This is a genomic window from Pedobacter mendelii (genome assembly GCF_014635725.1).
In the GTDB taxonomy this organism is placed as follows: Bacteria; Bacteroidota; Bacteroidia; order Sphingobacteriales; family Sphingobacteriaceae; genus Pedobacter; species Pedobacter mendelii.
Genome location: NZ_BMDJ01000004.1, coordinates 353,439 through 373,620 on the forward strand (window position 1 = coordinate 353,439; position 20,182 = coordinate 373,620).

Here is a 20,182-nt window from a genome sequence, read left to right on the forward strand (position 1 = left end):
GGCAAAAATAGATTTTAACATTTTAACTTTATTTAATACTAGGTTCGTTACACTTTAAAATTGTAGCAGCAATACCCTCCTTCAAAATAATTATTAGTTTTGAATAATTATATCATTTTAAATACTAAAATTATGCTGAACCCTTTCTTTAAATTAGTTTTTGTTTGTTTCTTGTTTCTCACATCTATATGTTTCGGTCAGATTAGCACAATGCAAAATATTCAGGCTCGTAAAATTCAAAGTCTTAATGGAAAATGGAACTACATTGTAGATCCTTATGAAAATGGATATTATGATTATAGGCACGAACCTTTTGATCAATCTAAAACCGGAACAGGTGGTTTTTTTGATGATAGAGAACAAAAAGATAAATCAGAACTGATTGAATATAATTTTGATGGTTCTCCCCAAATGAATGTTCCCGGCGACTGGAATTCCCAATCAGAAAAACTCGAACTTTATGAAGGAACGGTTTGGCTTCGCCGAAAATTCGATGCTCAGCCACAAAAAGGAAAGCGCTATTTTGTTTATTTTGGTGCTGTAAATTATGAAGCACATGTTTACCTGAATGGAAAAAAAATTGGAATCCATAAAGGTGGTTTCACACCTTTTCAATTTGAAGTTACAGGGAAATTAAAAGCGGGCAATAACACATTGATTGTAAAAGCCGATAATACTCGAAAACTAGATGAAATTCCTACGGTAAATACAGATTGGTGGAATTATGGTGGCATCACGCGTGATGTTTATTTGGCAGAGCTGCCAGAACATTTTATTAGTGATTATAAACTCCAGCTGGAAAAAGGTAGTAGTAATTCGTTAAGCTTTTCACTAAAACTTGCTGATGCCTTTGCAGGTCAGGAAGTTTCTGTTAACATACCCGAGCTAAACCTAAAAAAAGATTATAAAACAGATAGTGAGGGCAAAATAAGTGAAGTTTTTATTTGGAATAACTTAGTACTATGGTCGCCAGAGAACCCTAAATTATATACGGTAAATATAAAATCAGCTAACGAAACTATCGAAGATAAAATCGGTTTTAGAACCATCGAAGTAAAAGGAGATAGTATTTTACTTAATGGAAAATCTGTTTTTTTTCGAGGTATTTCCATGCATGATGAAAACCCTTTACTCCAAGGTCGCTTACGTTCGCAGGGCGATATGCGCATGATGTTGCAATGGGCAAAAGATTTAAATTGCAATTATGTTCGTTTAGCACATTACCCTCATAATGAAGAAATGATTCGCCTGGCTGATGAAATGGGCTTACTGGTTTGGGCTGAAGTTCCGGTGTATTGGACCATCAGCTGGGAAAATCCGGTTACTTATGCAAATGCGAAACAACAATTAACAGATTTAATATCGCGTGATAAAAACCGTGCTAGTGTTGTGGTTTGGTCTATCGGAAATGAAACTCCGTTAAGTGCCCCTCGATTAAGCTTTATGACTAACCTTGCAGAAACAGCTCGCTCTTTGGATGATACAAGGCTAGTAGCTGCGGCCTTAGAAGTTCACCGCGAAGGCAATACCATGATTTTGAACGACCCATTGGGTGAAAAAATTGATTTGGTAAGCTTTAATGAATATGCTGGTTGGTATTTTGGTGGTTCTCCAAGTGAAATTTTAAAGTACGATTTCAACATTAAATACAATAAGCCGGTAGTAATTACTGAGTTTGGTGGAGATGCTTTAGGTGGTTTCCATGCTGATGAAAATACGCGATGGAGTGAAGAATATCAGGAAGCATTGTATAAGAACCAGCTAACGATGCTTAGTAAAATCCCTGCATTGAGAGGAATAATTCCATGGATTTTGACTGATTTCCGTTCACCAAGAAGACAGCATCCTGTTTACCAAAATTTCTGGAATCGTAAAGGCTTAATGAGTGAAACTGGTAAAAAGAAAAAAGCTTATTTTGTGCTTAAAAACTTTTATGATCAAATGCAGGAAAAATATAAATAAGTATAATAAGATCATCCTTAGATATGAAATAAAGTGTTAAATTAATCGTGTTTTTATAACTGATTATCAGTACAGTTAAAGCTCAAAATATTGATATAAGAAAGGCATACTTATAAGCATCAAAACAAACAGATATCCTCATTAAAAATGTTGATTCTGCCCGGAAATTAAAACCAAATTTTGTATTGCCGAGAACTGTAGAAAATGGTCAGTTTAAAATGGTTATCTCTAAAGACTGGACCAGCGGTTTTTTCCGTGCCGAACTTTGGTATTTCTACGATTATATAAGGAATAAGAAATGGCTTAGCCTTGCGAAGAAATATACTGAAGATATTAAAAAGGAAAAGTTTAATCGCGGAACGCATGATTTAGGTTTCATGATTTACTGTATGTTTGGTAAATGGTTATAAACTTACAAAAGATACAGCATATCGCTCTGTAATTATTCAGGCAGCTAAATCCCTTTCAACACGTTTAATAAAACAACCGGGTGCTTAAATTTTGGGATCATAATGGCGACAAATGGAAATACCCTGTTATCATCGATAATATGATGAATTTGGAACTGCTTTTAGTTCTTATCATGTTATTGATTATATGCCGCAACAAATGGAAAAATTTTACAGAGGGTTACGGGCGGTTATGCAAATGAATCGGCATGGGCTCGTGGACAGGCTTGGGCTTTATATGGCTATACGATGTGTTTCAGAGAAACTAAAAATAAATCTTATCTAGCTCAGGAAGATGGTATTGCAAACTTTATCATAAGCTTAAAGATAACACCTGGAGATGCTATTTCATATTGGGATTACAATGACCCTACAATCCCTTATGTTTCAAGAGATACATCAGCAGCAGCTGATAAAATTTTGTACTCGTTAAGTACGAAGTATGTTAGCAAAACCGCTGCTAATTAAGGTTTTATTTTAGAACATAGTACAGGGCATCATTCTGCTAATTCCGAAATAGATGTATCAATTAATTGTGCAGATTATTACTGTTTAAAAGCATTGTTAAGAAGTAAAAAGTAATAATGTAATGGTTGGGAATATGCATCAGATAGGAACCTATTAAATCGAATTAAAAAGACTTTAAAAATAGAATCGGGAATATTATTTTTATAATATTGTAACTATAACCCTATATAAAAACGAGGGTTATTCTACAATTGGACATTTAAGAGGGTTGGCAGAACTCCGATTACTTGAAATTGGTGTAACCGGAAATTATTAAAATTTAGGCCTACAATAAAATTTTTAGATAGATTAGAAAAAACAGACGCGTTGTGATTTTTTACTAATGAGGTTAATTAATATATTGGAGTATCGATATTTTAGTTCACTTTTGCATTTCTTCAATTTGATTTAGTTGATTATGGAACAGCATACGAATCCCGGTAAAAAAATATTAAAACCTTCAGTAATTCATGATGATTTACCAGAGGTTAAAAAACCCGAACACTTAAGAAAAGTTGCTTCAGAAAATAACAACGAATTGCCCGAAAATCCTGAAAGAAACTATCATCATGAAGAATTCAGATCGGTAAGCGGAAGTCACGATGAAATCAAACAGGCTGATGATGATGTTTGGAACGGTGAAGATGCCTGATTTACAGTAATTTAAATCGTTTAAACTAGTTTAATATTAGTAAAAGTATTAACAAATATTACTCAGTTTTCCGTTAGATAACTTTACCAAATCTTTAGGTGATAGTTCTAATTCCTTAGCTATCTCTCCAGAACCAATAAAAATTGTTTCAAGATTTAGGAGTGCATTATCAATAAATACGGTTATACTCGGATTGAGTCCAATTGCAGACACTCCAGTCGGAGGATAACCTATCATGCTTTCTAATTCCTGCCTGTCTGCAACTTCAATTTTATTAACATCTGCCAACGCAGCAATTTTTTTTAAGTCTAACTTTTTGTTGCATGAACAAACCGCTATTATGTATTTATCTCTTTTTTTTGAGCGAAGGAAAACAGACTTGCTTATTCTTTCTAAATCAAGGCCTAACGCACCAGCAAAATCAATTGGAGAATTTATAGGAGCCAAAAAAGAACTATGTTCAATTTCTTTATAGTGAATGTTATTTTCTTCTAGTGCTGATAAAATTTTTGAATGCATTTTAATAATTTTTTTGAGTACCAAAGTTAATTTTTCCAAAATTATTCTAAAACAAATGCATTATTGGGGCTTAGGCAAGTCATAAATACCAACTTTAAAAAATTGTTTGTCTTGCGAATATTGAACATACGGGCAAACCACACCTGTACTGCCTTTCAAAAAAAAACGACTCTCAGAATTTATCTGAAAGCCATTGACTGTACCCCGGAAGGGACTCGAACCCCTGACCCTCGGTTTAGAAAACCGACGCTCTATCCAGCTGAGCTACCGAGGCCCATTTTTTAATGTCTGCAAATATAGAAGTTCTAATCAATAAGAGGAAATAAATTTTAAATATTTACACCTCTAAACCTATTAAAATAGACTTTATATCTTAACTATTTAATAACTAAATAATTACCAAAACATATTAAATATCAAAGCTCAATTTTAATAATTAATTATTAAGAAACATGCAGTCGTATTATTTTAGCGCAGGTTAATAAAGAGATTCCACTCAAGTTTATGGTTTAACTTCCGCTACTTTTAAAGAGTGAATTGACGATTAATTAACGCAGTAATTTTTCGTCTATAGAATGGACCATATATTAGCATTCGGAAATTAAAAAATTGTTTTAAACAAAATGGGTGGTGTTTCCACCACCCATGAGCACTAACTCTAACCAATTGACTTTAATGCCTTATTAATTTTGTTTTTATAAATTGCTCTACTTATTCTTGTGTATTAATCTTTAAATAATACAAACTTTCTTATTCTAAGACTGCTTTCGTTTACATTCTTCATGGTACATACCATACCTAATGATAATATTTCCTGTTGTGTCAGTGTAAACGATAATGTAAAATCCTTATTATTCATTTGACTGTTGGTTAACTTTAGCCTGGCAAGAGAACTACTTATATTGGCTACATCAGGCAGCTCAGTACCTTTTGCAATACTGATGTATGAGTCTTCCAGGTTGTTATTAATACTAGATATAGTAACTACCAATCGATAAGAGCCTGCTGGCAAGGTGCCTGTTTGTGATATTTTACCATTATTAATTGCTGGCGTTCCCCAAAATTCAAAAGAGATATAATTATCTATACTGGTATTTAAATTATCAAGCCCACCTACTGGGCCATCGTGATTTTTTGCGGCATCATTTGTATTCCAATCTGCAAGTGTTCCCCACCGTCCAACGGTTTTAGCCGCTTTAAAAGGATATCCAGAGTTTTTTAGATGAATCTGGCCTGGGAGAAGTGCGGCAGGAGATTTAATAATTGCTTCAGTAAAAAAAGTATCGATTGCTGATGAATCTGGCAAAAACATGGTTCTATAACTTACCGGACTTGTTAAATCATAATCAGGCAAAAAAGTAGATGCTGCTTTAGCATTACTGGTTACTCTCTTATCCACGCCTTGGCTATTTTTATAAATTACTTCTACACCAACTGATTTCACATCAGAATTACTCCAGCTTAATGCAGCATTGTAGGGTAGATTGAACTGTTTTGCGTAAAAGTTATCCAGATTTCGGTTAAATAAAGATTTTTGAAAAACCTCGCCATAGGCAGATCCTGAGCATCTGCTTACCACAGAGTGATTGCCTACTGCATCGTAATTATATAGTTCGAAGTTATAATTACCTTCTGCCAGATTGATTATTGTACTTATTCTTTTAGAAGAAGCTGTTGCTAAAGAAACCTCTACAGAATCTTTGTGGTTATTCCAAAAAACACGGGTTTTTACCACTTTTGGATCTGAGGCACGTAACCACGACAGCATGATCCGACTTTTACCGGAATAAGCAATAGCCGAATCGGGTTTACCAGCATATAAAATTTCTTTTCCTCCACCGAAATCTTTATAGGCATCAATTTTTTTACAGGCTGCCAAAAAAAGAAAGCAAGCAATTAAAATAAGCCATTGGATATTTTTTATTTCTAATTTCATTTGAATTAAATTAACCGATTTTAAGCCGGGGTTTTTTAAATAAATCTATTTGTCGTTTCCGAAGAAACTCATTTCGGCGATGTGTGCTTGTAAGCCACCAATCCAATTTTCGAGTATTTTAATGCGGATATACCTAACTTTTGGTGCATTTAGCGGAACATTCCATTCTTCTCCACGGGCAGCCGCAAGCACATCATCATTACTATTTATACCTGCAGCTTGGCCTGATGGCTTTACGGAAATACAAGACTTTAGTAAAACCCAATTGGTATAACTTCCATCTGCAGGGGGATTATCGGAACCCCATATTTCGTATCGCTTAGGGTTACCATGATTAAATATGTAATTCCCGCTTCTTTCCCATAAAACAAACCGACTGAGTTTGGCTAAAACTCCTAAATCAAAACTTACATGCATGGGCATTCCGGCATCTCCTCTAGAGTGCCACATCCCGTAATCAGGAGATATTACTTTATCCCACATGTTAGATACTACAAGACCGTTGCCATAGCCTCCGATATCTGTTGGAAAGGTTACCGTCTTAAATTTCGTTTTGTCGAGCTCACGTTCAAAAATTGGCGTTAGTGTTTTAAATGAAGTATCTGAACGGTTATTCCATCTATCACGAATGTAAACCCCAAAAATAGTCGACTTAGGCGGTAAACCTCTTGAAGTAAAAGTTCCTTGTTTTAACTTGGTATAAATTGTTTCATTAGGCACGAAAAATCCTAAAGAATCTTTATAAGTTACTACAATAGCAATATTGGCTTCGTTTGGGTTAGAATAGGTTACGTTAATTCCCCCGAAATCTTCCTGAAGTATGAGGCTGGTTTTTATGCCAAAAATTGGAGGAGACATTGCCTTTACATCAACCGTAAGCGGCGTAGATCTATTCTCACTTCTATCTACCGCATATATATTCATTTTATGCATGGCTGAATCTGCAAATCCATCGATGACCAATGAGTCTGAATAATAAGAAGCTTTATTTTTAATCACTTCCCCATACTTGTTTGTGTATTCTGCCTGAACATATAACAAATCAGGATCTTTAGGTAATGTGTAGGTTAGCTTTATGGCACCTGGCCTGCTCTGTACTTTTACATTTGTAACAGCTGAAGGACTATTTTGGTCGTTTTCAACTGGTTTTAGCAAATCTTCTTTGCAACTTAATAAAATGATGCTTAGTAAGCATATATTGAAAAATATTTTAAACGTTTTCATGTTTTGATTTTTTAAATTACCAACCGATGTTTTGAACAAGGTTTCTGTTTACAATAAGACTTCCCTCGCTAATTGGCCAGAAATAATCTCTTGGGGCTACAAATTTTTGGCTAAAAAGCGGTTTCCTGCGATAGTAATTTACGGCATCAGCTTGATCGATATCCCAACCGTAAACCTGGTTGTTAAGTACTTCTGATGCTTTTTTCCATCTCCGGAGATCCCAAAAATTGTGACCTTCAAAAGCAAATTCGATTGATGTTTCTTGCTGAATTATTTCTCTAAGTCCATCTTGGGTTAAATATTTACCAGGGTTGTTTGAAAAATTCAACCATGAATCTTCAACTGTGCGAAGTCCGGCTCTTTTTCTAACTTTATTAATGTAAGTGTAGGCTTCTGTAGAAGGACCATTTACTTCATTTAAAGCCTCAGCATACATTAAGTAAACATCTGCTAAACGAATCATTGGCCATGCATAAACTTGTTGTGTAAATCCATAATCTTGAAGAATTACAAATTTCCAGTTTACTAATTTTTTGGCAAAGTAGCCTGTTAAAGAGTAACCATTTGCTCCTTTTCTAGATTGCGTTTGTCCTGACTTGGCTTGAACTTTCCAGGTTCCGTTTTGCATATACCAAATAGAACCATCAAATCCCATATCTGCATAAAAACGTGGTTCTCGGTTAAAATGAAGTCCTACCGTTGTGTATCCATTCTGAAGATAATCTTGATCCGCAGTCGTTGCCGTGCGAAGATTATTTCGGTTTACGTAATCCCAGGTTTTATCTTCATTAATTGGAACACCTTTATCTGTGTAAAATAGTTCGGCTGTACGGATGGTTGGTGCCAGTTCGCCTTTAAATGAATCGTTAGCCAATTTATTTGGATCGAGTTTAGGCATGGCCCAACCTTGTATAAATGAACCTGCTCCATTAGAGAAACCCCAAATTAATTCACTGCTCCATTGATCTGCCATACTGTTTCTAATGTTCATTTCCAGTTTAGTGCGTGAAGAAACTGTTACGAGTTCGTTAAACTCATAGAGTGCAACACCGGCACTTTCTGATGCATCAATAGCTTCTTTACAGGCCGCCGCGGCTCGTTTCCATTTTTCTACATCTTTATTAGCATTAAATAATTGGGTACCATCAGCATTTCTTAACTGTGCAAAATCAGAATTGCCATTAAACAGCGGACTTGCAGCTGTTACCAAAACTCTAGCCTTAATGGCTAATGCAGCGGGTTTAGTTATTCTTCCGAGTTCGGATGCTCGGTTTAGGATGCTTGAAGGTAAGTTAATGGCTGCTGAATCCAGTAAGCCAACTATAAAGTTTACCACTTTATCAACTGGTTGTCTCATTACCTTTACCTCATCTATCGAAGCAGAAATTGGAAGATTCTTTTCTACAATAGGTATAGGACCATAAGCTCTTAATAAATAGAAATGATAATAAGCCTTAAGAAATTTTACTTCGGCAGCCCATCTATCTCTTAAAGAAGGGTCTAAATCCGGAACCTTTGAAATATTATCCAGAAAAATATTACAATCTCTTATGGCTGCCCATAGTGGTTTTCCTCCTACAGCCCCATCCCAATAGTTTAAATAAGGATTGCTAACATTTTGATTGCCTCTTGCAATTTGTTGCGGATTACTTGGAAGTGGATTTCCTGCAGGAATAGGCCAATAAGTCCAAAATTCGTCTCCGGCCAAAAATGCAGGATTACTATTGATGTCACTTTCCTGAGGAAGGTAAGAATAACAGGTGTATAAATATTTTTCTGCCTCATTTCTACTCGTAAATGAATTTTCTATCGTGGCAACATTATCAGGAACAACATCCAGAAAATCTTTTTTGCAGCCTGTTAGCAGGGCGCAAAATATTATGATATAATATATTTTTAAATTTCTCATCATTTTATAATTATAAGCCAACTTGTATACCCATATTATACACCCGTTGAATCGGGTAACCTAATCCATTTCCACCCATTTCAATATCCCAAAGTTTAAAGCCACTTAGTGTAGCCAAGTTGGTTCCACTTAAATAAATTCTAGCACTGGCAATATGCAGTTTAGCACTCAGCTTCTTTGATAAGGAGTAACCAATTTCTACTGATTTTAATCTTAGAAATGCACCGTTTCTCATAAACCAGCTGCTGCTTTGGGCATTATTGAGATTTACGGTAGTACTTAACCGTGGCCATAAGGCATATAGATCTTTATTATCGTCAGACCAATGACTATCTGCATAAGCTTGTAAAAGTGCATTTTGTGGCACACCTGTTATTGGAGATCTTCCGTTACGTTCATCTTCAGTATAATAGTTAACAAATGGTGCAGTTGCCTGCGCATCTATCCAGAATGAAGAGCGTGCAGATCCTTGCAAAAAAGCAGAAAAATCTAAGCCTTTGTAACCTGTAGAAAAACCCATCCCGTATATAATTTCTGGAACTTCAGGGTTACCCAATGCCACCTGATCGAGATCCGTGATACGTCCATCGCCATTTACATCCCGAAATTTGATATCGCCTGCACCGTAATCTCCATAAGTTTGTACTGGTGAGTTATTTACTTCAGCCTGATCTACAAACAAACGCTCTGCGATAAGTCCAAACCGCTGATTTAGAGATTGGCCTACACGGCTTTTATACGCTTCATTATATTGTGGTTCTTCATAAGCGGTAAATTCGCTATGCGCATAGGTAAAATTACCACGTAGCTGTAACCAATAGCCATTACTAAATGTCTTATTATAATCTGCAGAAATATCTACACCACCCGCTTTAGCCTTACCTACATTTGCTCGTGGCGTTGCAGATAGACCCATGGTTGTAGGTATTGATGCTCTACTCATTAAAATATTATTTCGGTTTTCTGTAAAATAATCTGCCTGAATTTCTAAACTATTAAACAAGCCAAGTTCAAAGCCTATGTTTAATTTACGTGCAGTTTCCCAGGTAATATCACGGTTATCATATCGGGTAACGGTTACGCCAGGACGGTAAGTGTTAAAATTTTCTCCAAAATTAAATCCCTTGTTTCCGTCATTAATATTTACCTCAGAAAGATAAAAAAAGCGATCTTCGGCACTACCTATAGCGTCATTTCCAACAATACCATAAGTTCCTTTTAATTTAAGTTTGTTTATAATTTTTTCATAAGGTTTCCAAAATTTTTCGTTAGAAACATACCATCCAATACCTGCAGCTGGAAAAAGTCCATAACGTTCTGTTTTATAAAATCTTTCCGAACCGTTATATCCAAAGCTCAGTTCGGTGAGGTATCTATTATCGTAGCCATAGGTAAATCGTCCTGAAACCCCCTGGTTACGATAAGGGAGAGATTTTTGAAGTGAACCCTGATTGGCAAAAATTTGGTTTCTTCTTTGGTAAACGAGCAAACCTGCAATTTCATTTTTCTTGCCAATAGTTTTATTATAGTTTACGGCAGCCTCTATATATGTTGTACTGTTGATGTCTTTTAAACCTTCACTATAATTAAGGTATTCAGTTGCTGATGTTTCGTTTAAACTGGTTAAGCCATAATTGTTTGTTAGCCTGTTATAACCTGAAGCGCTGTAAAAATATGGATTGTAGTTACGCAAAATATCAAAGAAAGAATATCTTGACGTATTAAACATTCCCCTGGCACTAAGCCCTGGAGTGATAAACTTAAAATCTTGTTTAAATTCAAACTGTGCATTCAACGTAGATCGAGAATAATCTTTATATCCTTTAATCATATCAGCGTAAGGATTAATGTAGTTGGTCCCATTAACCCGCTCATTACCAAATAGTATATGATTAGTTTTAGGCATCAGTTCTGAAGGATAGTAAGCTGGAAATAAAACCGGGTTAGCCCTTAAAATTTTCGAGTAAACACCACTTCCACCATCTATCGGACCTTTGTAATCATCAAAACTACCCGATAGCCTTACAATAACCTCACTAGTTTTAGTCATGTTAATGTTCACATTAGATCGTAACTGATATGATTTTAAATCAATGTTGCTGTTGAAATTGTTTCTCTGATCAACTTTTAGTATACCATTATCCTGATTCACTGTACCCGCTATGTAATACCTTGCTATTTCGCCACCACCATTCGCATTAAAGTTAAGGCGTTGGTTATTCGTTGTGTTTTTAATTAACTGATCGGTCCAGTTATTGGCTGGATATGCATAGGGATTTAAGCCAGCAATAGTATTATCGATTTTATTCTGAGAGTAAGGCAATATTCCAAGTGGGTTTCTGGTTAGCACGGCTTCGTTCTCCAGCTGCATGTAGGTTATTGGATTGGCCAGCTCTACCTTTTTAGTATTTGCAGAAACAGAATTTTCGAAACGTACAGCTATCCTGGCGGGTCCAACTTTTCCTGATTTAGTGGTTACAAGTATTACACCATTGGCACCCCTTGCACCGTAAAGCGAAGTCGCCGTTGCATCTTTCATTATTGAGAAACTCGATATATCATCGGGTTGTAGTCTGGCCAGATCTGTTGAACTTACTTCAATTCCGTCAATCATTATCAATGGGTCCTTTTTATACCCGAAAGTAGTAACACCACGGATAAAGAAAGCAGCATTATCTTGTCCTGGTTCTCCCGACCGTTGATAAGCAATAACGCCTGCCAATCTCCCGGCTAAAGCTGTTGTTAAGTTACTTGATGGAACTTTCAGTTCTTTTGGACTTATCGTAGTAATAGAACTTACCATACTCGATTTTTTCTGCGTGCCGTATGCAACTACTGTTACCTCATTCAGCTTATTATCTATTGGAGTAAGTTCTACATTAACAATACCTTCGCCATTAACCTTGATTTCCCTGCTTTCAAATCCAACCATACTAAAAACCAAGGTTCCGTTTGCAGGAACTTTTATGGTGTAGCGGCCGGTTTCATTTGTTTGAACAGCACGTTTAGTATCTCCTTTTAAGTAAACGGATACACCAATCAAAATGTCGATCTGATCTTTAACAATACCGGTAACAGTAATATCTTCAGATATTTTTTTTACTGTTTTTTGTGGATCATCTTTGAGCGAAAGCAGGATGTAATTTCCTTCAACTGTGTATTTAAGTTTTGTTTTATATAGTAAAAGATCAAGCGTCTTGGCCAACGAACGTGCACCTGCCTGTATGCTAATGGATTGGTAACCATCAGCTTCTTCTGTTTTATAGGCAAAACGAAACTTAGTTTGATTTTCAATTATTTTTATTACGGATACTAAATTACCATTGAAATTAGCAATCTTTACCTGTACATCATTAATTCCTTGTGCACTAATAGGATTGGCCATAATTAAACTAATGCTAACTAATAAAGCAGCAGTAGTTAAAGCGGTACATTTCATAAAATATAGAACATATTTGGTTAATACCCTAAAGGGTATAAAAGTACTTCTAGTAAAAATTATCATATATTTACTTTGATTTTAAATAAGCTAAATTGGTTTTTTAAGATTAAGGAATCTAACGGTTACGAAGCTTCAGATTCTAAATTCGAAGCCATCATGAATGCAATCATGGTGGCTTTTTTGCTTATTTCGGTTTTGTATGGATATATCTCATAGTTTAAATAATTTAGTTTGGTTAGATTTATTGAACTGTTTTTTATTCGGATAGGTAGATAGTGTTCTGATTAATTTCGTAATTAAACTTATTGAGTTTGCTAATAATCTCAATTACTTGTTTTAAAGGCGTATTTGTTTCAAATGAGGCAACAAAGTGGCTCTTTTTAATGCTTTCATTTTTAAAAACAATTTTTACATTATACCATCTTGAAATGATTTCTGCAGCTTCTTCCACACTCACGTCGTTCAATTCCAGTTCTCCTTTTGTCCAGGAAGTATATAGTTCTGCATTTACTTGTTCTGTTTTTAAAACGCTGGTTTTAAAATCGTAAGCCAGCTGCTGATTGGGATTAACAAAGACAACTAACCGTTTCGCATCCTTTACGCCAACTTTACCCCGCAACACCACTACGCTAATATTTTTTTTAGGATAAGCAGATACATTAAAAGCCGTACCTAAAACCTGAGTTAAAATATTACCAGTATGAATAATAAATGGTTTTTTTGTATTATGTACAACATCGAAAAACGCCTCACCTTCTAAAAATACTTCACGAAATTTACCTTGGAAATCTTTGGCAATTCTCACTTTAGTGCCGGCATTTAGCCAAACCTTTGATCCATCAGGAAATAAATAATAACTGCGCTTGCCTAAAGGAGAAGTATAATACACATAATCAGGACTTTGTGGGTTATGGTAGTTATATATTACAAGTGCAGAAATCAGTACAACAAAAAAACAAGCGGCTATTTTTATTGTGTTAATTAACATACGAAAATGCTTTTTCTTATTCTGAATTGAATCTGTAAAACGCTTGTCTTTCGTAATACGCTTAAATAGATATTCGGATTGGCCTTTTGAGAAATTAAGAACAGGCTTAATCATTTCCCATTCTTCTGCCATAAGCTCATGTATTAATGGCTCATAGTTGGGGTCAGCTAAAATTTCCTTAAGCTTAAGAAATTCTTCACTACTCAAATCTTTTTCAATAAACTTTCTTAAAAGTTGATGTATGTAGGCTTTGTTCACAAAAAATAAATGTATCCAAGTAAGTTGGTTTCGGATATCCGAATGGCTTGGAATGGTTTAAATTGGTTAGTTTATATAAAGAATACACTTCAGAAAGACTTAGGTACTAGTCAATACTGAAATTTATTTTAAAAAGCTTTTTTTACAACGAAAAATTGGTTTAAATTGATGTATAATCAGGACTTACCAATTAAAAATAAAGATAAAAGGATAAATATATTTACATCTTTTAAACGGAGCCTTAAGGTTTTTAAGGCAGAAGATATATGGTTTTTAATTGTGTTCTCTGATACCTGCATCTTTTTTGCAATTTGCTCATGCGAAAGTCCTTGAAAGCGGCTCAGCCGAAATGCTTCTTGTTGTTTATTTGGCAGTTTTTTTACGATAAGTTCTGTATAGTATGAAAGGTCATTATAAAAAACATGATTTTCAGTTTCGTTGCTGAAATTGATGGCAACTTTACTTATTTTCTCAAAAACGGTATCTGAAATGCATTGATGCCTGAGCGTATTCAAAGCTAGTCGCTTAGCAACGGTAATTAAATAAGAACCCATTTTGTATCTTTCATCAAGATGCTCTCTTGTTGTCCACAATGTGATGAAAGTTTCTTGAACAATTTCTTCGCTTTGCTCTCGGTTTTTAAGAAACCTATATGCAAAATTATACAGCCGCAAACTATAATTATCATAAACGATTTGAAATGCTTTACTATCTCCTTCCTTCACCCTAATTAATATCTCATTGGCTACTTCATTTCCAAATTTCATATCCAATTCCCGTTTTAGCTTTATTTTTATTTACCTGATTTGAAATTGCTATCAACATAAAATTAATGGTTTCGGCACTTGATATTTATAATAAAACATTATTTGCTTAACTATAAAATAATCTAAAAAATGATTAATTAAACTAATCTAATCTTACATACATACGGATCTGCAAAAAAAAGGCAATCGGTACAATCATAAATTAAAATAGAAAGTACTGGATATTAAGCATCTGGTTAGTTTACATAACAAAGAAATAGATTTTGAGGCACTAAATTTCAAAGGGATTATCAATTTATTAAGAGATATTATCATGTATCACCAACAATTGTAATAAGTATTGTAAATTTTAGAGTAGCATTCTTTTGGATCTAAAAAAATAAAAAACTTAAATGTTTTCTTTGGTTTTCAATGTAAAAATAGCTTTCTAAAGATTTATAATTTTAGATGCAATTGCTTTGATTTTACCGAATAACAGGTTGTTCTACTACTCAACTCCAGAGAGCATTATCTGCATGTTTATTTTAATCCTGACCTTAATTTCTTCATGATGATAATTTAATCGCGATAAATAGCTCAAAATACCTTCGAATAGTCATTAGTAGATATTTTATGCAAAATTTAGATAAATAATAATTTATTATTTGATATACTTAAAAATAAATTTAGATTTGTCTAAAAATAAGTTTAGATAAATATGAATCATTTCAAGTGTATAATTTTAGCATATATATTTTTAGCAATTTCAAATTCGGTTTTGGCACAGCAGATCTCGGTTAAAGGAGTGGTAACTGTTGGTGGTGTACCTAAAGAAAACATTAACATTAAAGTTGTAGGTTTAAACAAGTTGGTTAAAACCAATCAGTTTGGATATTATGCATTCGAATATTTATCTCCAGGCGATTATGAAATTGTTTTTTCGGCCATTGGTTTTTTTACTAAAAGGCAAAAGATTTTGATTAATGATACTTTGCAAACTTTGGATGTTGAATTGGAGCAGCTTGCCTCTAATTTAAATGATGTAGTTATAACTGGTGTAAACCGGGCAACAGCGTTAAGAAAAAGTCCCGTCCCGATTGCGGTACTCACTAAAAAAGTAATGGATCAGAATGTAAATACCAATTTAATAGAAGAAATTGTTAAGGGTGTTCCTGGTGTTTCGGCAGTAACAACGGGTCCGAATGTTTCCAAACCATTTATTCGTGGTCTTGGTTATAATAGAGTACTCACATTGTATGATGGATTAAGGCAAGAAGGGCAACAATGGGGTGATGAGCATGGAATCGAGGTTGATGAGTATGGTATAAGTAGAGCAGAAGTTGTTAAAGGCCCAGCAAGTTTAACTTACGGTTCGGATGCACTTGCAGGTGTCATAAATATGATTCCTTACACTCCGAATTTTGAGGAAGGTAAACTTAAAGGAGATTTTACTTCAAACTACCAGAGCAATAATGGTATGGTGGGTTCATCTTTAGGATTAGCCTATATCCAAAAAGATTGGAAATTTACATTCCGGTCAACAGGAAAAACTGCCCATAATTACTATAATCCTGTAGATGGTTATGTTTTCGGTACGGCTTTTAGGGAATATAACTTCTCTGCAAGTGCGAGGGTTGATAAAAAATGGGGCTATTCTAAAACGGCAATAACCTATTACGACAACTTAATGGAAATACCTGATGGAAGTAGAGATTCGTTAAGCCGCCGATTTACCAGGCAAGTATTGGATGTTGGAGATGATATAAAAAACCGACCTATCGTTATGAAAAGTGATTTAACAAGTTATTCTATAAATCCGCTACACCAGCACATACAGCATTATCGCTTCTATAATACTAGCCAGCTAAAATTTGGAAACAGCGATTTAAACATCCTAATTGGAGGGCAGCAAAGTGTTAGAAGAGAATTTAATCATCCAACTATTCCTTCACAAGCCGGGCTTTACGTGGTTTTAAATACTTTTAATTACGATTTGAAATACAATTTGCCTGATTTTGAAGGAATTGAAAGTACGTTAGGTTTAAATGGAATGTTTCAGGGAAACAGAAGTAAGGACGCGACAGATTTTCCAATTCCTGATTACGATCTTTTCGATATTGGTGCTTTTTATTTTGCAAAGAAATCATTCGGAAAAATTGATGTTTCAGGAGGTATCCGCGTAGATAGACGAAACATTAACTGGAATAATTTCTATGTCGGTACCAATGCTCAGACAGGTTTTGGAAAGCAGGTAAATTCGAGTTTTACAAATGCCGAACTTCAGTTTCCAAGCTTTAATAAAAACTATTATGGCCTGTCAGGTAGTTTAGGCTTAACATATAACATATCAGAAAAGCTTTTAATAAAGGCTAATATTGCAAGGGGATACCGAGCACCAAACATAACCGAAATTGGTTCAAATGGATTAGATCCAGGTGCACACATTGTTTACCTTGGTAATAGAACTTTTAAACCTGAGTTTAATTTACAGGAAGATATCGGAATAATTGCTTATCTGAAAGATGCAGAGATTAGTCTGGAAGTTTTTAATAATAGCATACAGAATTATATTTATCAATCCAGATTAACAGATGAAAATGGTAATCCTGTAGTAATTGTTCCGGGGAATTTAACTTATCAGTATCAGCAATCTAAAGCTAGGTTATACGGTGCAGAATTGAGTGTGAATTTGCATCCTACTAAATTAAAATGGTTAAGTTTTAACAATAGCCTGGCTTACGTAGTAGGTTTAAATAAAAACGAAGAATTATTGAAAGAGCGTGGCATAGAAGCAAAATATTTACCTTTCATTCCGCCGATGCAGGTACGTTCGGAAATAAAATTTACAGCACAAAAGAAAATAGGAAGCTTTGATAAACCTTATATTAAGTTTGATGCTTTGTTCGTAGCAAATCAGAATCGTTTTTATGCCTTAGATAATACAGAAAGTTTTACCGCAGGTTATGGCTTGTTTAATACGGGTTTAGGGTCTGGAATTAAATCAAAATCGGGTAAGGCGATAATGGATATTTTTATACAATGTGATAATATTTTTAACAAGGCCTACCAATCTAACCTAAATCGATTAAAGTATTTTGAGTATTATGCCGCAACTCCAGATGGACGTTCAGGAATTTATAATATGGGTAGAAATATAAGTTTTAAAGTTATTGTACCGATTTAGTGATTTTAGATAAATGAAGGCACTTAAATATGAGAAATAATGTAGGTTTGGAGGGTGTAATGTAAAACAAAGTTTAGGGGATATATTTGATTTAATTTCTGTTTTTAATATCATTTACGTTTTTCTGTTTTACATTTACATCATCCATCTTACATTTTAAATTTTTTATGGATTCAATTAGCGAGCAACGTTTAAATATTTTAAGACAATCTATTGGTAAAGTTATTGATTCTTCACCTTCAAATTTTATGAATTGGCTGGCTCCAATATTGGTGCAAGCCGAGAATGGCAAATTGGTTTGCCGATATACCATCAGAAAGGAGATGACTAATCCTTATCAAGTACTGCACGGTGGAGTAACTGCTGGGATAATTGACGATCTTATTGGGGCTACAATTTACACCATGGGTTTAGAAAGCCGTTTTACTACCGTAAGCAATTATATAGATTATTTTGCACCTGCAAACGAAGGTGATGAAGTCATTGCTGAAACAACAATTATCAAACGAGGGAGAACAATAATAAATTTGCAGTGTGAAGTATTTTTACCTGCAAAAAACCGTTTAATTGCAAAGGGTTATTCAAACATGTTAAGCTTAGGTTAAGCCAAGAGCTTTAATGGTATAAAAATTTGATAATTCCTTTAACTTAACAAAACATTCTGTTTTATAAGTTGTTATAACTTTACCAAAAATAATATGAGCCATGTTAACAGATTATTCACCCCTGCAATTTATTGTTCGAGGCAAAATCTTTAAAGGATTTTGTATGCGTATCAACGACGATTTTCATGAAACTTATGCCGTAGTTTTGGATGGTTATCATTCCTTTTGTATTTGGATGGATAATAAATCTGAAAAGTGGTGTGCTTCTAAGAATGTCGCAATTGAGCCAGATGCTATTGATGAAATTATCAATAGGATCTCCTTGCCCGCTTAAATGCGCTCCCATTAAATTTAATGCTCATAACAAAAGATCCTTTATTGATTATATCCGTAAAGGATTTTTTATTTCATCAGATTTTTATCCGAAAAACAAATAACATACACCGATTGCTGTGCAAACGCCAACTAAATCTGCTAATAGCATAGAACCGATAGCGTATCTTGTATTTTTAATTTGAACGGAACCAAAATAAACAGCAACCACATAAAATGTTGTATCAGATGCGCCCTGGAAAACTCCCGATAACCTACTCGCGAATGAATCGGCTCCGTAAGTTTCCATTGTACTAACCATCATGCCTCTCGCTGCACCACCGCTTAGTGGTCTTATCAAAGCTGTTGGCAAGCCTTCAACAAATCTTGTATCGGTTCCTAAATACACGAAAACACTTTTTATTTCATTTATAACAACATCAAATGTTCCGCTGGTTCGTAGCAAACTTATGGCCACCAGCATCCCTACCAGATAGGGAATAATATTTATTGCAGTTTTAAAACCATCTTTGGCTCCATCAATAAAGGCATCAAAAACATCAATTTTTTTGTATAAAGCCCCAAGTATTATAATGAAAAAGATGAATAAAATTAGTCCATTGCTTAATAAACCCGAAAAGGATTGAATACCTGCGGCATTTAACGACCTGATGTAAAGCACCAGACTGGCTATGATTATTGATAAACCTAATATCCAGCCAATTACAACGGGTTGAAATAAATTAATTCTCTGTTTAAATGAAACAATTAACATCGCCGCCATAGTACCTACAAAGGTTACAATTAGGCAAGGAATGAAAACATCAGTCGGGTTTGAAGCATTTTGTGAAGCACGTATAGCAATTACACTCACCGGAATTAAACTTAAACCTGCAGCATGCAAACATAAAAACATAATTTGAGCATTCGAGGCTGTGTCTTTAGTTGGATTAAGCTCTTGCAAACTTTCCATTGCTTTTAAGCCAAAAGGTGTTGCAGCATTATCCAGTCCTAATAAGTTGGCCGAAAAATTCATTATCATGTGGCCCATTGACGGGTGACCTTTGGGGATATCGGGAAACAATTTTGAAAAAAACGGCCCTACAATTTTAGATAATAAGCGAATTCCTCCAGCTTTTTCGGCAATGCTCATTAAGCCCATAAATAAGGCTAAAATTCCAATCAACTTTAAACAAAGTTCTACCGAAACCCAACAAGTTTGAATAATGCCATCCAATTTTAAAGGGTTCGCTGCATCATCAGCTTTCCCGATTACCATCCAGCTAAAAATGTCGGTTTGCCCGAAAAAAAAGCATTTGATACTTGCTACTACAATTGCAACAATTATAAATGCTGACCAGATTCTACTTAATGCCATTCAGGTTGTTTTGTTTAGAATTGTAAAATAGCTTTTTTAGTTCGAAAAGTCAGAGGTCAGAAATTAAAAAGTCTATCACTATAAACCTTAGACTTTCTGACCTCTGAATAC

15 protein-coding genes and 1 tRNA gene are annotated in these 20,182 nt (G+C 34.7%); 6 read left to right on the forward strand and 10 right to left on the reverse strand.

Features of this window, described 5'->3' with window-relative positions; translation table 11 throughout:
* Window positions 1-210: 210 nt before the first annotated feature.
* The 4 genes from IEV50_RS09620 (at window position 211) to IEV50_RS09630 (ending at window position 3,570) form a co-directional block, all read left to right on the forward strand.
* Entirely contained in the window at window positions 211-1,962 is a 1,752-nt protein-coding gene (locus IEV50_RS09620) for a glycoside hydrolase family 2 protein (RefSeq protein WP_229746686.1), read from the forward strand.
* Window positions 1,963-2,147: 185 nt separating this feature from the next.
* On the forward strand, window positions 2,148-2,372 hold the full coding sequence (locus tag IEV50_RS19640; protein WP_229746687.1) for a hypothetical protein: 225 nt from the start codon (window positions 2,148-2,150) through the stop codon (window positions 2,370-2,372).
* A 288-nt stretch (window positions 2,373-2,660) separates the two neighbouring features.
* Entirely contained in the window at window positions 2,661-2,879 is a 219-nt protein-coding gene (locus IEV50_RS19645) for a hypothetical protein (protein WP_229746688.1), read from the forward strand.
* A 457-nt stretch (window positions 2,880-3,336) separates the two neighbouring features.
* Window positions 3,337-3,570 (forward strand): hypothetical protein, encoded by a 234-nt coding sequence (locus IEV50_RS09630; protein ID WP_188413506.1) that lies wholly within the window; start codon window positions 3,337-3,339, stop codon window positions 3,568-3,570.
* A 48-nt stretch (window positions 3,571-3,618) separates the two neighbouring features.
* Here the strand turns inward: IEV50_RS09630 and IEV50_RS09635 are convergent, their stop codons facing one another.
* From IEV50_RS09635 to IEV50_RS09670, 8 genes are all read right to left on the reverse strand, one after another.
* Window positions 3,619-4,128 (reverse strand): aminoacyl-tRNA deacylase, encoded by a 510-nt coding sequence (locus tag IEV50_RS09635; RefSeq protein WP_188413508.1) that lies wholly within the window; start codon window positions 4,126-4,128, stop codon window positions 3,619-3,621.
* 161 nt (window positions 4,129-4,289) lie between these two features.
* A tRNA-Arg gene (locus IEV50_RS09640) sits at window positions 4,290-4,363 on the reverse strand.
* A gap of 450 nt (window positions 4,364-4,813) precedes the next feature.
* Window positions 4,814-6,025 (reverse strand): DUF4998 domain-containing protein, encoded by a 1,212-nt coding sequence (locus IEV50_RS09645; RefSeq protein ID WP_188413510.1) that lies wholly within the window; start codon window positions 6,023-6,025, stop codon window positions 4,814-4,816.
* A gap of 45 nt (window positions 6,026-6,070) precedes the next feature.
* The gene (locus IEV50_RS09650; protein ID WP_188413512.1) at window positions 6,071-7,249 is read right to left on the reverse strand and encodes a DUF5000 domain-containing lipoprotein; all 1,179 of its coding nucleotides are present in this window, start codon (window positions 7,247-7,249) and stop codon (window positions 6,071-6,073) included.
* Window positions 7,250-7,265: 16 nt separating this feature from the next.
* A complete protein-coding gene (locus tag IEV50_RS09655; protein ID WP_229746689.1) occupies window positions 7,266-9,161 on the reverse strand; it encodes a RagB/SusD family nutrient uptake outer membrane protein in 1,896 nt (631 codons plus the stop codon).
* A 7-nt stretch (window positions 9,162-9,168) separates the two neighbouring features.
* Window positions 9,169-12,597 (reverse strand): TonB-dependent receptor, encoded by a 3,429-nt coding sequence (locus IEV50_RS09660; RefSeq protein WP_229746690.1) that lies wholly within the window; start codon window positions 12,595-12,597, stop codon window positions 9,169-9,171.
* Window positions 12,598-12,856: 259 nt separating this feature from the next.
* A complete protein-coding gene (locus tag IEV50_RS09665; protein ID WP_188413514.1) occupies window positions 12,857-13,846 on the reverse strand; it encodes a FecR family protein in 990 nt (329 codons plus the stop codon).
* Window positions 13,847-14,022: 176 nt separating this feature from the next.
* Window positions 14,023-14,613 carry an RNA polymerase sigma factor gene (locus IEV50_RS09670; RefSeq protein ID WP_188413516.1) on the reverse strand — a complete coding sequence of 197 codons (591 nt, stop codon included), beginning with the start codon at window positions 14,611-14,613 and terminating at the stop codon, window positions 14,023-14,025.
* A 697-nt stretch (window positions 14,614-15,310) separates the two neighbouring features.
* Between IEV50_RS09670 and IEV50_RS09675 the strand changes: the two genes are divergently transcribed.
* Complete coding sequence (locus tag IEV50_RS09675; protein ID WP_188413518.1) at window positions 15,311-17,776, forward strand: TonB-dependent receptor; 2,466 nt, start codon at window positions 15,311-15,313, stop codon at window positions 17,774-17,776.
* Between the two features lie 167 nt (window positions 17,777-17,943).
* Window positions 17,944-18,381, forward strand: coding sequence for a PaaI family thioesterase (locus tag IEV50_RS09680; RefSeq protein ID WP_229746691.1), 438 nt, complete (start codon window positions 17,944-17,946; stop codon window positions 18,379-18,381).
* A gap of 115 nt (window positions 18,382-18,496) precedes the next feature.
* Here IEV50_RS09680 and IEV50_RS09685 read toward each other — a convergent pair whose 3' ends face one another.
* On the reverse strand, window positions 18,497-18,727 hold the full coding sequence (locus tag IEV50_RS09685; protein ID WP_188413520.1) for a hypothetical protein: 231 nt from the start codon (window positions 18,725-18,727) through the stop codon (window positions 18,497-18,499).
* A 72-nt stretch (window positions 18,728-18,799) separates the two neighbouring features.
* A complete protein-coding gene (locus IEV50_RS09690) occupies window positions 18,800-20,071 on the reverse strand; it encodes a spore maturation protein (protein WP_188413522.1) in 1,272 nt (423 codons plus the stop codon).
* Window positions 20,072-20,182 lie beyond the last annotated feature (111 nt).